This window comes from Burkholderia sp. 28_3 (assembly GCF_003253915.1).
GTDB classification, from domain to species: domain Bacteria; phylum Pseudomonadota; class Gammaproteobacteria; order Burkholderiales; family Burkholderiaceae; genus Burkholderia; species Burkholderia cenocepacia.
The window spans coordinates 15260-29744 of the sequence record NZ_QKZF01000006.1 but is presented as its reverse complement, the minus strand read 5'-3'; the positions used below and the strand labels follow the sequence as shown (position 1 = coordinate 29744).

The 14485-nt window shown below is 60.4% G+C and carries 14 protein-coding genes; 2 read left to right on the top strand and 12 right to left on the bottom strand.

The window, feature by feature from the left end; genetic code table 11:
* Nucleotides 1-159: 159 nt before the first annotated feature.
* The 6 genes from DFS13_RS15070 to DFS13_RS39900 all read right to left on the bottom strand — a co-directional run bounded on the left by DFS13_RS15070 (nt 160) and on the right by DFS13_RS39900 (nt 4995).
* On the bottom strand, nt 160-741 hold the full coding sequence (locus tag DFS13_RS15070; protein WP_012431360.1) for a hypothetical protein: 582 nt from the start codon (nt 739-741) through the stop codon (nt 160-162).
* Between the two features lie 863 nt (nt 742-1604).
* Nucleotides 1605-1967, bottom strand: a complete 363-nt coding sequence (locus tag DFS13_RS15065; protein ID WP_039364538.1) for a hypothetical protein — start codon at nt 1965-1967, stop codon at nt 1605-1607.
* Nucleotides 1968-1974: 7 nt separating this feature from the next.
* Nucleotides 1975-3237 (bottom strand): MFS transporter, encoded by a 1263-nt coding sequence (locus DFS13_RS15060; RefSeq protein WP_039364540.1) that lies wholly within the window; start codon nt 3235-3237, stop codon nt 1975-1977.
* A 107-nt stretch (nt 3238-3344) separates the two neighbouring features.
* Complete coding sequence (locus tag DFS13_RS15055; RefSeq protein WP_012431358.1) at nt 3345-4151, bottom strand: endonuclease/exonuclease/phosphatase family protein; 807 nt, start codon at nt 4149-4151, stop codon at nt 3345-3347.
* Nucleotides 4152-4168: 17 nt separating this feature from the next.
* Entirely contained in the window at nt 4169-4732 is a 564-nt protein-coding gene (locus tag DFS13_RS15050; RefSeq protein WP_012431357.1) for a Chromate resistance protein ChrB, read from the bottom strand.
* The gene (locus tag DFS13_RS39900; protein ID WP_134163151.1) at nt 4729-4995 is read right to left on the bottom strand and encodes a hypothetical protein; all 267 of its coding nucleotides are present in this window, start codon (nt 4993-4995) and stop codon (nt 4729-4731) included. The genes DFS13_RS15050 and DFS13_RS39900 overlap by 4 nt, the downstream gene beginning before the upstream one ends.
* A 492-nt stretch (nt 4996-5487) precedes the next feature.
* Between DFS13_RS39900 and DFS13_RS15045 the strand changes: the two genes are divergently transcribed.
* Complete coding sequence (locus DFS13_RS15045; protein WP_223274388.1) at nt 5488-5718, top strand: hypothetical protein; 231 nt, start codon at nt 5488-5490, stop codon at nt 5716-5718.
* Between the two features lie 773 nt (nt 5719-6491).
* Here DFS13_RS15045 and DFS13_RS15040 read toward each other — a convergent pair.
* The 6 genes from DFS13_RS15040 to DFS13_RS15015 all read right to left on the bottom strand — a co-directional run bounded on the left by DFS13_RS15040 (nt 6492) and on the right by DFS13_RS15015 (nt 13602).
* Entirely contained in the window at nt 6492-7622 is a 1131-nt protein-coding gene (locus DFS13_RS15040; protein WP_012431356.1) for an FAD-binding oxidoreductase, read from the bottom strand.
* On the bottom strand, nt 7615-9252 hold the full coding sequence (locus DFS13_RS15035; RefSeq protein WP_083772027.1) for a methionine--tRNA ligase: 1638 nt from the start codon (nt 9250-9252) through the stop codon (nt 7615-7617). The genes DFS13_RS15040 and DFS13_RS15035 overlap by 8 nt, the downstream gene beginning before the upstream one ends.
* Nucleotides 9253-9299: 47 nt before the next feature.
* Nucleotides 9300-10361: an FAD-binding oxidoreductase gene (locus DFS13_RS15030; RefSeq protein ID WP_012431354.1), complete on the bottom strand. Its 1062-nt coding sequence runs from the start codon at nt 10359-10361 to the stop codon at nt 9300-9302.
* 2 nt (nt 10362-10363) lie between these two features.
* Nucleotides 10364-10732, bottom strand: a complete 369-nt coding sequence (locus DFS13_RS15025; protein ID WP_012431353.1) for a cupin domain-containing protein — start codon at nt 10730-10732, stop codon at nt 10364-10366.
* A gap of 37 nt (nt 10733-10769) precedes the next feature.
* Entirely contained in the window at nt 10770-12095 is a 1326-nt protein-coding gene (locus tag DFS13_RS15020) for a lysine N(6)-hydroxylase/L-ornithine N(5)-oxygenase family protein (protein WP_012431352.1), read from the bottom strand.
* Nucleotides 12096-12210: 115 nt separating this feature from the next.
* Nucleotides 12211-13602 carry an MFS transporter gene (locus DFS13_RS15015; protein ID WP_012431351.1) on the bottom strand — a complete coding sequence of 464 codons (1392 nt, stop codon included), beginning with the start codon at nt 13600-13602 and terminating at the stop codon, nt 12211-12213.
* A gap of 116 nt (nt 13603-13718) precedes the next feature.
* Here DFS13_RS15015 and DFS13_RS15010 point away from each other — a divergent pair, with 116 nt between their 5' ends.
* Nucleotides 13719-14474, top strand: a complete 756-nt coding sequence (locus DFS13_RS15010) for a helix-turn-helix transcriptional regulator (protein ID WP_012431350.1) — start codon at nt 13719-13721, stop codon at nt 14472-14474.
* The last annotated feature ends 11 nt before the right edge of the window (nt 14475-14485 follow it).

The following is a 14485-nucleotide window of genomic DNA, read 5'->3' as shown; positions in this document are numbered from 1 at the left end:
ATGCACGTATGGAAAAGCACGACGGCGAGCTACGAGGTGGGGAGTGGACTTACCGAGCTGAAACAAATTAATCAAAAGTCCGCGCTTCGAAAGACACGCGATCGTGCGGATTCTATGGGGCAGCGCTTGCGCTGCCCCGTTTCGCACATCGTGAGATTTTCAGCGAGCCGTGACCGGAGTGAAAATGACTGACACGTCCAGATCCCGGTGCGCGCCGTTCGCATCATTTACCTGGTGCAGAATCTGTAGCGGCTGACCAACGCGGTCCAGCACGCTAGAGCCGTCAGAATCACTCGCCCATGACGCCTCGGAGATATTCCCGCACTTGCCCGAGTTGAAGTCGTGATACCCGAGGAGCTTGCTTGCGGCAACGTCCTGCTCGAACCCGACCTGACCGTTCTTCGAGTACAGCAACGGTGTGATCTTCACCACAACTCCGTCGTGGATGTCGCGAGGTGCGGGGTTCAGCGTGCAGGGGCCATCATACTTCATCGATTTATGGACACCGGATAGATTACTGAATGTCGCCGTTTGCCGAATATCTACATCCTTTTCCTGCGTGAACGACCCGTAGAACGAAGACGTAACCTTGACGGTCACGTGAACCTGCTGGTCGGTCGATTCAGCAGGATTCGACGACTGCTGCGCAAAGGCTGCGACGGGAGGAAGCGCGGCAAGAGCTACTGCCGAAAACAGAAATTTCACAAGCACCTCACTATCTGGGTTTTCGATGAACTGCATACCGGTTTACGACAGTATTACTTCCAGATTTAGGCATATTCGGTAAAAAATGGCGCGTGGGTTATTAAAAATATATACGTAACGCATATCGAAATGATGATAACCAGCGAGAATACCGTCGAGAATTTTTGTGTGTAGGGAAAAGGAAATGCGCAAAGATTTCCCAAAGGTGAACCTGCTTTGCCGACCAGACACCAAGATTCATTTACTTTGGGAACTTCCAAAAGGACAGAAAATGACGGCTCGGAAATTCGAGTGGATGGCATCGGCGCAAAATCACTGTCCTTGCCATGATTAAATGCTATGCCGTCTTTGTCGACCGAGCGTAGCTATCAATGTTCCGTCGGACTGCTGCGTGTGCTTTCCGCGGCACCATCGCTGCGTGAGTTGATAATCCGCCCCGCAAGTGCGCCCGCACTCATAGCAGACGCCAACAGGGACTGGCATGTGGGACGCTACTGCCGTCCCATCGCAGTAACACCTATCGACAATTTTCATATGCTAATGCCGCCCGAAACCCGGCTTCGCAATATCGTCACGATGTTTGTTTATGGGCGATCCTTCCTGCTGCGGCACGAGCCAGACGCGACCGCGGCATGCTGACCGGTGCGAAAGCATGTTGGCACGTCTTCTCAATCAGGAGAGAGGCGTGTGTTTTGTTCGCTCTCGCCAGCAACTCCACTTCCTGCTTGCGCTGAAATAACTGGGCACCGGCACTTCGGCGAAGCAGCGCGTGGACGACCTGGATTATGAGCGTGCCGCAGCTTTGTGACCATATTCGGCAAGGCACCTGGGACCTCGCCGGGTCGCTACATGGCGGACAGACGCATGTGGGGCCCGTGACTGAAACTAACAACCTCTCACTAGCGCACATATCCGGCGGACGAATGTAGAACGCCGCGCCTGAACAACCTGTTGAGGGGCTCGGAGAAATATCGGAAGACGATTTGGGCGACAAGTGCGGCGGCGGCCAGATAAAACACCAGCCAGAGCGGCTTCGCATACAGCCCGACGTACTGGCGCGTTACGTATTCATGCAAGATGCCGAGCACGACAATGTGGAGCAGTTGAAGCTCATAGCTGCGCTGTCCGAACCAGCGGATTCGAAAGGCCGACGGCTTCGCGTTCGACTTCCAAATTACCTGTGCTCGGCGATATGTATCGATCAGGCTCGGGTCTTTGCCGCAAAAATCGAAATTCCCGATGCACCCTACCGTCGAAGACACAATGCCGTCATGCCCGTCTTTCCAGGCGGGCGAGCGCGATGGTTCCGGCGATCATCAGCACAGCCGCCAGCGCGAAGCCAAGCATTGGGGTGGCGGCTGTCCATACCGTGCCGACGATCGCGCTTGAAACGAATTTTGTCGTACCGTTCACGGTGCCGAGCGCACCATAGCTGATGGCGAGCGTATCGGGCTGGACCATTTCCGCAGTGACCGTCGATTCCAGCGCTTCCTGCACGGCGACATACAGCCCGGCGACCAGAAAAATACCTGCCAGCAAAGGCACGCTGTCGATGTGCCACCAGAACGCGAGCGCCATCAGCGCTGCCGTGAGCGCGCCCAGCACGTACCCCGCAACCAGCACGGGGAGATGGCCGGTCCGGTCGGCTGCCACGCCCACCGGATACGAGACCGCAACCTGAACGACATTGCGCCACACGTAAAGCAGGCCCGCCACCTGTGCGGCCTCGATCGTGCCGAGTCTCGGTGTGAGCAGGGTCGTCGCGGCCAGAATCAGCAGGCTGTGGGAGAAATCGCCGATGCCGAAAATGCCAACGGCCCCGAGATAGCGCCTGAACCGCCGTGGCAAGGTGCGCAGCGAGCTGAAAAATCTGAGCGCCGGATTCGACGAACGCTCTGGGTCCCTGACCAGTGTCAGAAACGCCAGCACGGCCAGCACGCCTGGAATCACCGAGGCCCACAGGGCCAGACGGAACGGGCCTGTGGCGCCGAGCCAGGGCAATGCCTTTGCCCAGCCCAGCAACGCGACGCCGAGCAACGGGCCGAGCACGGCACCGATCGTATCGGCCGCCCGGTGAAAGCCGAACGCCCGGCCGCGCGTTGCCGGCGACACGGCCTGAATCACGATCGCATCGCGCAGCGGGCCGCGCAGTCCCTTGCCAAACCACGACACGATGCGTCCAAGCAGCAGCAAGGGCCAGCCCGCCGCCAGCGCGATCAGCACCTGTCCGACCGGTGTCAGGCCATAGCCGAGCAAAACCAGCAGCTTGCGATGCCCCAGCCGGTCGGCGATGTAGCCCGAGACCATCTTCGTGAATGCGGCCACGGCATCGGCAATGCCTTCGATGATGCCCAGCATGGCGGCTGGAACGCCGAGTACGGCCAGAAAGCCGGGCAGGATAACAGTCGTTGTCTCATAGCAGAAATCGCCAAGCGCACTCGTAATCCCCGCGCCCGCCACGGTGCGGTTAAGCCAATTTTTTGGCGACTCGGCGGGTACTGCAGTCGCAGCGACTTCGTTGTTTTCACTCATGTCGTGATCCCTTCTCTTCGCCTGTTCGCTACCGACACGTGGAGTCAGCGGCATCAGATACGGTAGGTGGCGATCCTGGCGGTCGTGGCCCTCGTGCCTGCCCATGACTACAACTCGAATGTCGCGAGCACGGGGTAATGGTCGGAGGCCGTGTCGGTGATGCTGTTGCGGATGACCTGATAACTGCGGGCCTTCGCGGCGAGCCCGCTGGACGCCAGCAGGTAGTCGCAGCGCATGGTGGCGAACTCGGCATCGCGGTAGGCCGCTGTGGGAACCGTCGGGACACCGGCCGCGTCCAGTTCCTGGCCGAGGTCGACCCAGCCGGCCGCTTCCAGATGCGCGAGCACGCTGCGGTCGATGCCCTGCAGGTCGTCGGCCACATAGCGGGCACGGTGGTGCGGCGCAAGTGCGGCCCAGTCCTCCGGCTCGGAGTCATGCGGCGAAGCGGAATTGAAGTCACCCGTGACGAGCGTCAGTCGCTCGGGGGCAGCATGGACAGCCAGATAGGCGGCTTCCCGGCGGCGAATCTCCGGCCCGTTCGGGCACAGATGGGCGCTGATGAAGGTGACGGGCAGTTCGCTGCCGGGGACCGCGACCCGCAGTGTCGCGAGCGTGTGATGGAAGTTTGCACCGTCGGCCTCGAAGCCCAACGGGCGCAGCGGCTCGCGAATGAAGATGGCGATGTTCTGGCCAGTGCGCGGTGCAACAGCCAGAAAGCCGCGCATGGCAATCTGCTGTTCGAGCGCGTGGAGCCACGCACCGCCGTTCGCATCGAAGCCCTTTGCTTCCTGCATCAGGAAGACGTCGGGCCGAAGATCGTTGATCAGCCCGACCTGAGCCTGCGCGCGGCGATCATCGCCGCCGTCGCGGCCGGCGAACAGGGTGTTGTAGGTAAGAACGGTCAATGTGGTCATGGCGAGCCTGCTGTTTGTTATTGCGGTCGGGGTGGCGTGAGGTGGTTTTCGTCGTGTGCCTCGAAAACACGCTGGGCATAGGTGTCGAGCAACGCTTCGCATTCCTTCAGCCGTGTGGCGGCTTCGGCAGCCAGGGGCGCGCCGTAGAAGTCGAGCTTCACGATCTTCTCCAGCCACGACTCGAGCTTCCTGAAATCGACGTCGTTTTCCTCAAGCTCCGCATAGGTGAAGTGGCTGTCTGCAGTCTCTTTCGCAATCTCCGCCTCGAAATCCCTGCACTTGTCGAGGAATTCGACGTACTCCTCGTTGCGATCCGCCTTGAAGCGGCCGACGACCTTTTCCTCCTGCCCCCGATCGAGGGCGACGGTCTCGAGCAGGACAGACTCGCCCGACATCCCGTCGATCTCGTTTTCGATGATCTTGAGGCGGCGGATATGGTCGTCCGTCCTGGGCAGCAGGCAGACGCCGCTTTGCAGATAGACCGCACCCATGCCCTTGAGCTTGCGCCAGAGCGCAACGCGTTTCCTGGCGGGTTCGGCGGGCACCTTGTAGGTCAGGAGTAACCAGTTCTGAGTGTTCATGCCGACGATTCTAAAGTAACCATCGTTACATTACAATAGAACGGGCAGAACGGTAACTTATCTCGAAAATTTTTGTGACATGACAATTTCCCCGGTTGTTCAGGACCATCAAAGGATGGACCATGGCGGAGAGCCGCCGTGGCAGCACGAATTACCGGAATTTGCAGCCTCCATGGCCAGCTGGTGGAACTGCTCAGCAGAAAAAAATATTTCACTTTTTTTGTTACTACGGTTACAAGCATATCCACAATGGAGTGGATCATTGCCATGCTCCGAAGCCCCTCCACGTCCATCCGGGCGGGAGGGCGGCGCCTCCTGAAATCGGCGGGAGGTCGGCATCTTCCCCACGGGGCCTTCCTGTTCTCCCATAGGCGCGGCCGGCCGTATGGCCCTGGCTATAGCCTCTGCCCGAGCGTCCAGCATCGGACGTGAAGTGGCGGCTGAGCCGCTTCGCAGAGGGCGCCACAGCAGCGGATGTCCACGGGGAGACCCTTGTGGACCAGTTCCAGCATGGGCAGGAAACGGAATATCGGGAGTTTCTGCACCTCGCAACGCGGTTGCAGAAAGACATCGAGCAATGGAAACAACAACCCGCAAGAACCTCGGCGCACCGGAGACGCCTGGAAGCGTGCGGAAGTACGCTCGCTGGCTGACTGGCTGATCGCTATTCGTCAGGTTGACTTTTTTCGATGCGCCTTCGGGCGTCATGGCAACGGCCAGCCTGGACGCATCCAACGCCGGAAATCGCCGCATGGGTGTCGAGTCTGCGCCAAGCATTCGGTGACGCGATCATCGACAAGGCTATCCAACGGGGCAAGGCTGGAGAACCCGCCTTCTTCGCCCGGGAAAACCGCCGTCAGGTCGGCACGCCGATTCCCGCGCCAACGAATTCGTGGATGATTGATCGCGCCATTCTTGATCGCCACTTCCGCCACGGATGTAATGGATCCTGTGTCGGCACCGGGCAGCGTTGCCCGACGCGGTAAGATGGCCGGCGTCTGAAGGAGAATGCCTTGTACCGCTGCGTTGCCCTGCTGCTTCTACTGTCAGCTGCGTTTCCTGCCCTGTTCAGCTCGGCGGCTGTACATACGAGTCGCTATGTCGAAGTGGAATCCTCCTGAAGTCCGACTGAAGCCTCGTCCGGCTGGCATGGTCAAGCGGCATGCTCACCGTCCGTCGTCCGCTTGGGCGGCCGTTCGCACGCACCAGCGCCTGGCTGAAATGGCGTCGATGCCTGCGGGAAGTACCGCAGGCACGTCTGGGCGGCAGCCGGCCATCCGGACGCCAGCTATCCCGCCGAAGGCCGGTCCGGACGGACAACCATTTGCGGTCTGAGGTAGCGGAAGCCACTGCAACGGGCGAGGAAATTATCTATATGCGGTGATATTACCGAGCGCCAAACACTTGATTTCAATGACGGATTCTTTAGTAACGTTTTGTGCTGAGAATACCGTCCTAGCCATCAGACGAATGACCAGAAGTGAGCGGGGACTTCGACGGAAAATACCCCACTATCGTAGTCCTCGGAAAACTCATGACCACACGCTGCTCCGCCAACGCTCCAAGTTGCGAACACCTTCATTGGTAGATGCAAATGGCTCGGATCAACCCGCAACGGACCTCCAGATACCGCCTAGCGGACATTCCGCACGATGATCCACAGCGATCTCTCCCGCGGTCGCTGCGTTCCGAGGAAACGCAATCTGTCGCGCGAAGTTAGCTGATTCGATAGTCACAACCTCAACGGCACCGGCCAGCGTTAGTCGAGAAATCGGCTAACTTCAAACTGATCGAGATCAGCATGCATTTTTCCTCCGGCGATCAATGCAGCGATTTCCTGTCCAAATACCGGCGCGAATTTGAATCCGTGTCCCGACAAACCCGCGGCAACAATCAGCCCATCGACGCGCGGATCAACTCCCACGATCGGGTTCCCATCCGGGGTATCGTCAAAAAATGACACCCTGCTGCCAACCGGCGACGCATCCGAAAGCCGGGAAAATCGCTGCGCGGCGCGTTCGCAATATCGCCGGCTCACATCGCCACCCATCTGGGGGCGATGCGCGTCAGGATCGACCGGTCCACTGTCGTCCGGAGCGAGGGAGCCGATCATATAAATGCCAGGGCTATCCGGCCGCAGGTAGAAACCGTGTTTCCTTTCGCTATACCCAGGCAGTTGCGCTTCTTCCGCCTGCGCCTCGATCCTGCAGATGGCCACGCCTTGTCTCGATGCGGTAATGGGCAGATCGGCGCCGCAAGTCGCAGCGAGAGACGCCGCCCAGGGGCCTGCAGCATTGACCAGGACGGCGGCGTCGATCCGGCCGCGATCGGTTTCCACGCCGGTTACCCGCCCATTGAGCGTGTGAATCCGGCACGCGGTGCGGTGCTCGTCGATGACCGCGCCGAACCGCTGCGCGCCCTGCGCGAAAGATTGCGCTGTTGCGCGTGCGTCGCAGTAGCCCGCATCCTGCTCGTATACGGCGCCAGCGAGACCGTCGACCTGGAGGTCGGCGATTAAAGCTCGCATCTGCGTCGGTGAGTAGAGCGCCACGCCGATACCGTCCGATTGCTGCTGATGCACCTGCACACAGGTACGTCCCCACTCGGCTTGTGTCACGCCTGTCAGAAAACCAGTACGCTGGTAGCCGCACTCGCCGTCGAACATCTCGGCCCATTGCCGGTAAATCCGCAAGCCACGCGCCGCGAGTCGAGCCAGCGCGGGGTTCGGATAGTACTGACGGACAATGCCTGGAGAATCGCCGGACGAGCCGGATGCGATTGTCCCGCGCTCCAGCAACCTTACCGTCAAACCGGCCCGCGCGAGATGCCACGCGACGCTGCTTCCGGTCGAGCCGCCACCTATCACCACGACGTCGGCTGTCTCACGCATGGCTTGCCACTCCGGCGAGCGAAAGGCCGGCCGGCAAGCATGGACTGAGCGATTCCAGCGACAGCGGTGAGAACCATGCGCGGCAGTTGCCTTGCATATGCGGTGTCGACACGCAACGCACCTCGCGCCGCAACGGCATTCCTTCATGTCCAAGCGCGCGCCACAGTTCGGAAGACAGACGGGGCATGATCGGTGCGGCAAAGTACGCGAGGCCTTTGAGCCAACCGTACGCCTCCTCTGGATTCCCAAGATCGACCTGTGGCAGGCCATCCCATGCAAGCAGCACGGCACATGCAGCGCGCGCGGAGACGGCATCGAGCCGGAACGCGTGATCCAACGCACTTGACGACGCCTCGAATCGCCCAGCCATTGAAGCCGACATGGACCACTCGCGCTGGGGACTTCGCGCCAGCGTCTCCCACGCAGCGTCGATCCGCGCTTGCATCGTGCCTGCCAGGTCGTCGTTGACGAAGCGGATAAAGTCGCCCACGTCGAAGTTGCTCGTCTGCTCCTCCGGACTTTCGCGAGCCAGAAAGCAACGTACTGCATCGCTCGACGCAGGCGTCATGTCGACGATATCGGCAGCCCAAACCACATGCAGCCTGCTAGTCGAAAACTTGGAACCCTGAAGGTTATAGAAGTAGTTCGTCAACACGTGATCGAACGGCTGACGCTCCGGCAATGCATTCATTACCGCCACCGAGCCCGCCAGCAGCAGGACGGCATTGTCGATGCCAAAGCTGACCAACGTCGTCACATCGCTGCCGCGGGCCATCGGATGAGCGTCACCGCCCTCCATCTGAGCGTAGCGCTCGCCGCACGTCAAGCCGTACTCCCACCCCGCCTCGAACAGGACTCGGGGATTGCCCCACCGGTCCGCTGGCCAGGCGACGCCCCAATCACCAGGCGCGGTCAGCCTGACCAGGCCACGCTCGCGCGCTAAAAACCGCAGCACCACTGCGATGAACTTCTCGGGCGCACCGGCGCATTGCAGCCGTCGTAGGAGTTCCGCTTCATCCGGCACGCGCAGGAAGATGTTTTCCGTCTCACGCCATTCCAGATCAGCATCGCCCATCCGCGGTCCGGGATTGAGCATCGACTCAGGGCGAAAGTGGGCACCGCAGGCCTCGCAAAAATAACCGGCCGCCGGGGCTTCGCACTGCGGGCATTGGCCTGTCAGCCATGCGCCCACGAGGTACCGGCCGGTCGCGCGGCTGTACAGCACCTTCTCGACGATGGTATCGGTATGACCGCTCGCCACAAGCATCTCGACAGCGCGCCGTGCGGTATTGGCGTGGCTAGGTGCATGCGACCCTTGCACCAGATCGAGAAAATCGTCGACTTCGATGTCGAGCGCCGCCAGATCGCGGGCAATCTGCGCGTGATAGTCACGACAGACTTCCTCCGGCGGGCGGGTCTCCTGTAGTCCCTTCCAGAGCACGTACGAGTCGAAGCCATCAACGGCGGACACGACGCGCACATGATGACCTTGACTGCGAAGATAGCGGCACAACATGTCCATCCGCAGATAAGGCCCGGCGATATGGCCGAGGTGCAGCCGGCCGTTCGGTGTCGGCGGTATGGGCATCAGAAAGAACTTCCGCGCTGAAGAGATCACAGTAGCGTCCATGTGTACATAGATTTGACAGAAAGCAGGAAGAGCGCGAGGGAATTGCCTCAGGCTTCGATCAGGCGCAACGCTTCCTCCGCGATCCCCGGCGCTAACCGGAAGCCGGCACCGCTGCCAGCGCCAGCAAAGACCGCCGGGAGGCAGGGGTCGAGCGAGACCAGCGGTTCCCCTGTCGACGTGTAGGCATCGCAAAACACCCGGCCACCGCAGCAGACATCGGCCAAATCCGGCAGATATCGACGCAAGACGGCCTCGGCTACGTTACGGTCGCGGTCGCTAATTTCGAGAGCGTGCTTACGAGGCCGGCAATCCCATTCGTCGCTGCGAAAACTAAACAACCATTGATTGCGCGCGGGCAACGGCATCAGATAGGCGTCGTCTTGTGGAAAGAACACAGCTGCAGCGTCAGGCTGCGGCGCGCGATCGACGTGCAAGGCGACGACTTTCTTGATCCGCACGTCGTGCGCGTCGGCGAATGCTTCGAAAGGCTGCTCGATGATCCAGGGCCCGACGGCAACCACGGAACGCGCGGCGTGGAGCGCACGACCGTCCGCCAGACATAGCTCCGTACCTCCTGCGGACGGCTGCATCTTTGTCACGGCAGCGCCTTCTACACAGCTTACGTTCGCCGAACGCAGACTCGCGCTGATCAGCGACCTGGCGATGAGCCCTGGATCGTGACTGATCGCCGTGCCACCGCGCAGCACAGTCTGCACGGCGTCGAGACGCACCGAAAGACCGAGCCGGCTTTCCAGTTCGGCCTGTGGGATCGAACCGCCACCTATCGAGAAGTCGACCGCAACCGTGCGCACCTCGTCACTGGATTGCGCGTCGGTAACCCAGAACACGTCCGCCCGAGTTGTGTTCAAACCCAACGGCGCCTGCACACTGCCGTAAAGGTCAGCGCTGATTGCCGCCAGCTTGCGCTCACGCGCTGAACGCCCCGTGGCGAGCAGCACGCCAGCCGAATGCGCGGTAGCTCCATCGCCTACCCTGTAGCGATCGACGAGTACGATGCGCCATCCTGGATGCCGTAGAGTCGCCAGATACAAGGTCCACGCGCCGACTATGCCGCCGCCGACGATCGCCAGGTCGTATCGGTCATTCATCATCACTCCCACCACACGGAGAAAATCTGCGCTTCGACATCGCCGCTATTTCTCGCGAAGTGGGGGTTCCACGATTCGAAAAATACCGCCTGCCCGGCACCCACGTGATGCCAGGCGTCGCCGTAAAAGACGTCGACGGTGCCCGCGGAGATGAACCAGATCTCACGGACAGCATGCTTGTCTTCCAGCGTCCCGCAACCGGGCCGTATCGTGAACCGCGAAGTGCGCAACGGCGCCCCGGCCATCGCGTCGACGAAGCTGTGCATGAACAGCTTCACGCCTTCAATATTCACGGCTTCCTGCCATTCCGGTATGACGGGAAAAGGTGCCACCACCGCGTCCGCCGATGCGACTTCCAAATGATTTTCCATAGCCATCCTTAAACAAATTCGCAGCTGACCGGGCAAGTTACGAAGCCATTCGCAGGCTGGGGCTGGCTCCTTGGCTGGAATGGCTTCGCGCATCCCAGCTCACGAAGGGCGCCGGCACTTCCACGTCGTACACGGCGCGATGGGCGACACTATTGATGATCCGCGCGCAGCGCCACGGAATCAGGCCGAGATTGGGATCGGCGATACCGCGCTGGCTGCGCGCGGCGTTTTGAACGTAAATCCGGCAATCTTGCGGGCCGTCCCATCTGATCGAGTAATCCTCGTCCACGACGAACTCGCCCTCATTCGTATCGATCCGCCCGGCGATAGGATCGAGGAAAGCCGGCATACGGTAGTCGTAACCGGTGCACAGTACGACGACGTCGGCATCGAGCGCTTCGCGAATGCCCGAATGTGCATGCTTTAATTCGAGCGCCCAACCGCCCTTGTTGCGGGTGACGTCAACCAGTTCGCGGCCGGGTTGAAGATGGAGGTCGCAAGGATGCCCAAGCACATTGCGCAATTCATACACGCGCCGATAAATCGATTCGAGCAGCGAAGGTGAAATGCCGTCGCTCGCCAGCTTCTGCTCGGCGAGCAATTGGCGCCGCTGTGTTTCGGACAGACCGTAGAAATAGTCGCTGTATTCAGGTGTATAGAGTTCGTTGGTAAAGCTCGACTCGTCGAGCGGAAAGAAATTCCAGCGGCGCGATACCCAGGCCACGCTTGCCGGCATGGCATCCGTATTGGAAATGAGATGCTGGAAAACCTCCGCGCCCGTCTGGCCCCCGCCCACCACGACCACGCGCTTGCTCTGAACCGGATTGTTATTGAGCAGATATTGCGACGCATGTAGCAACGTCGTGCCGAGCCACGGCTTGGCGCATGCCGGCACACTCGGCTGCTGGCCCGTACCGAGCACGACGTTGCGGGTGGCTTGGGTTCCACCCGAGCCCTTCACGACCAGGAGGCCGCCTTCGATGTCGACCGACTCGATGTCACTGTCGAATTGCAGGTCCGGAATCTGTTCACAAGCCCAACGATAATACTGGTTGAATTCGCGCCGCAGTACCTGCGGGAAATTCGCGTTCATGAAGCACAGCAGGCGCTTATGCTTGACCAGAAACGACAGGAACGAGAGCTCGTTAGTCGGATCGACGAGGCTCACCAGATCCTTCAGATAAGGCACCTGTAGCGCTGCCTGCGGGAGCATCAGGCCTGAATGCCACTGGAACTCGCTACGCTTGTCGAAGAATCGGCCTTTGATCTGCTGATGCGGGCGTAACAAAGCCGCGAGGCTCAAATTCGCCGGCCCTATGCCGATTCCTACCAGATCCATTACCGCATCTGACGTAAGGTGCATGGTTTAAATCCTTTTGATTGGCGGAAACAGAGCTTCGAAAAGGCGCAGAGACGCCATGTGCGGCGCGAACGCTGCGCATGCCAGCTTGCTGTGGGTACAAGAAACGCGATGTCGGCTACGCAGTCTCACGCGCGTAACGGGTGGCCAGTACCGAGGCGAGACTCCATAGAAGCGCTGCGAGCAGTGACAGGCCGATAGCCAGATAGACCGCGACACGAACCCCGCTATCCAGTGGCTGGATGGCGCTCATCAGCGCGCCGAAGATCGCAACCCCGAATGCGGACCCCGTTTGCCTGCTTGCATTGAGAACGCCTGCTGCAACGCCCGCGCGCGCCTTATCCACCGCAGCCATCAATGCGGCGGTCGCCGCTGGTGTAATCACGCCGGCACCGAAGCCGACGGCCGGGAAACAGAGTGCAATCCGCCAATAGGGGGCATCTTCGGCCAATGCAAGCAGCCCGACGAAGCCCAGTGCATAGAGCAGAAAGCCGCCGCACACGAGCTTGTGTGCACCATAAGCCCTATTCAAAGCGCCTGAAGCGAAACTGCCGACTGTCACCATCACCGTCAAGGGCAAAAACGCGAGACCGGTCCGCAACGGCGGCCAACCGCGCGCGGACTGAAAATATAGGCTCAGCAGAAAGAACAATCCGTAGAACACCAGACCCGAGATCATCGACGCAAACGCCGATGCGGAAAATGTCGGATGCCGAAAGAAGTACAGGGGCAGCATGGGTTGTCGGCGCCTGGATTCAACCAGCGCGAATGCAATCCATGCAACGATCGCGGTCGCGACGCCGGCGCGGATGACCGGCACATGCCACCCCAGCTTCGCGCCTTCGATCAGCACTGCCACCGACGCACCCAGCGCGACGATGGCGAGCACCTGCCCGGCCAGGTCCAACGGCCGGTCGGACACGGCAGGACGTGCGGACTCGATTCGCGTGGTGAGCCAGACGCCGATTAGCGCAATCGGCACGTTCACCAGGAAGATGCTCCGCCAGCCCAACAGATGAATCAGCAAGCCGCCAACGAGCGGCCCTGCCGCCATCGCGACGCCGCCGCATCCGGCCCACACGCCGATCGCACCGGCTCGCTGCTGCGCAACCGGAAACGCACTATTGATGAGTGTCAGCGAACACGGCACCAGTAATGCCGCACCTATTCCCTGTAAAATCCGTGCAGCGACAAGAATCTGCAAGTCCGGTGCGAATCCGCATAATGCCGATGCGCAAGCGAAAATCAGCAGTCCGGCCAGATAGACCGATTTTGCACCGATCCGGTCGCCCAATACTCCGCTACTCAGCAACAGGCTCGCAAATGTGAGCGTATAGGCATTGACCACCCATTGAAGACCCGTGATATCCGAGCCCAGACTCGCAGCAACGGGCTCCAATGCGACGTTGACAATGGATGTATCTAATATGACGACGACGTAGCTGAGACTGGTCGCCGTTAATACCCGCTTTTGATGTTCATTTTCATTATTCACGAGCCCAAACCCCATTTATCAATTCTCTGTTGACTATAAGCCGGTGTGAACTGAGAATGCTTCGGAGCGTATCGAAGTGTGTAGTCTAGGATTTTCGTTAGCTAAAACGCATTAATCCGGGAGGCTGAAAGATGAGTCAGCACAATATCTCAACCGTTGCACATTTGATCGCGGAGCCGGTTCGGGCTGTGATTCTGATTACGCTAGCAAACGGCAACGCCTTGTCGGCGAGTGCACTTGCCGAAGCGGCGGGCGTGACTGCGCAGACTGCGAGTTCACACCTGGCCAAGCTGCTCGACGGCGGCCTGCTGACCGTCGAAAGCAAAGGGCGGCATCGTTATTTCCAGCTCGCCGGCGCGCACATTTCGCATGCGCTCGAAAGCCTCGCGTCGATCGGCCCCGTCACTCCAGCCTGGAGAAACACCCCGAACCGCTCGGCCCGCGAACTGCGCTTCGCGCGCTGCTGCTACGACCACCTCGCGGGCCAGGTCGGCGTCGCCGTCACTCAAAGCATGCTCAGACGAGGCTTCGTCGTCGAGGCCGGCGATCGCCAGTACGCACTCACCGCTTGCGGCAACACATGGCTGCAGGAACTCGGCGTCGATGCTGCCCCGCAGACCTCGGACCATACGGGGCACGCCCGGCAGTGCCTCGACTGGACCGAGCGGCAATACCACATCGCGGGACCGCTGGGCGCCCGTCTGATGGACGCTTTTGTTGCATGGGACTGGATGCGCAAGTCGCCCGTGGCGCGCTCGGTCACGATCACGTCCAAGGGGTGGGATGCGCTGGAAAAGCACTTCGACATCCGGCGTAATATGGGTGAAGCAGCTGCGCTGCTGCCGCAAACCGACCGTCCAGTCGAGGAGCAACCTGCGTTCGCATGAGACCACCGCAG

Bases quoted from the DNA above. Each gene is read 5' to 3' on its own strand.
- DFS13_RS15035 (WP_083772027.1), bottom strand. From the start codon at position 9,252: ATGGACGCTACTGTGATCTCTTCAGCGCGGAAGTTCTTTCTGATGCCC.
- DFS13_RS15050 (WP_012431357.1), bottom strand. From the start codon at position 4,732: ATGAACACTCAGAACTGGTTACTCCTGACCTACAAGGTGCCCGCCGAA.
- DFS13_RS39900 (WP_134163151.1), bottom strand. From the start codon at position 4,995: ATGATCCACTCCATTGTGGATATGCTTGTAACCGTAGTAACAAAAAAA.
- DFS13_RS15020 (WP_012431352.1), bottom strand. From the start codon at position 12,095: ATGCACCTTACGTCAGATGCGGTAATGGATCTGGTAGGAATCGGCATA.
- DFS13_RS15030 (WP_012431354.1), bottom strand. From the start codon at position 10,361: ATGAATGACCGATACGACCTGGCGATCGTCGGCGGCGGCATAGTCGGC.
- DFS13_RS15025 (WP_012431353.1), bottom strand. From the start codon at position 10,732: ATGGAAAATCATTTGGAAGTCGCATCGGCGGACGCGGTGGTGGCACCT.
- DFS13_RS15010 (WP_012431350.1), top strand. From the start codon at position 13,719: ATGAGTCAGCACAATATCTCAACCGTTGCACATTTGATCGCGGAGCCG.
- DFS13_RS15060 (WP_039364540.1), bottom strand. From the start codon at position 3,237: ATGAGTGAAAACAACGAAGTCGCTGCGACTGCAGTACCCGCCGAGTCG.
- DFS13_RS15070 (WP_012431360.1), bottom strand. From the start codon at position 741: ATGCAGTTCATCGAAAACCCAGATAGTGAGGTGCTTGTGAAATTTCTG.
- DFS13_RS15055 (WP_012431358.1), bottom strand. From the start codon at position 4,151: ATGACCACATTGACCGTTCTTACCTACAACACCCTGTTCGCCGGCCGC.
- DFS13_RS15015 (WP_012431351.1), bottom strand. From the start codon at position 13,602: ATGGGGTTTGGGCTCGTGAATAATGAAAATGAACATCAAAAGCGGGTA.
- DFS13_RS15040 (WP_012431356.1), bottom strand. From the start codon at position 7,622: ATGCGTGAGACAGCCGACGTCGTGGTGATAGGTGGCGGCTCGACCGGA.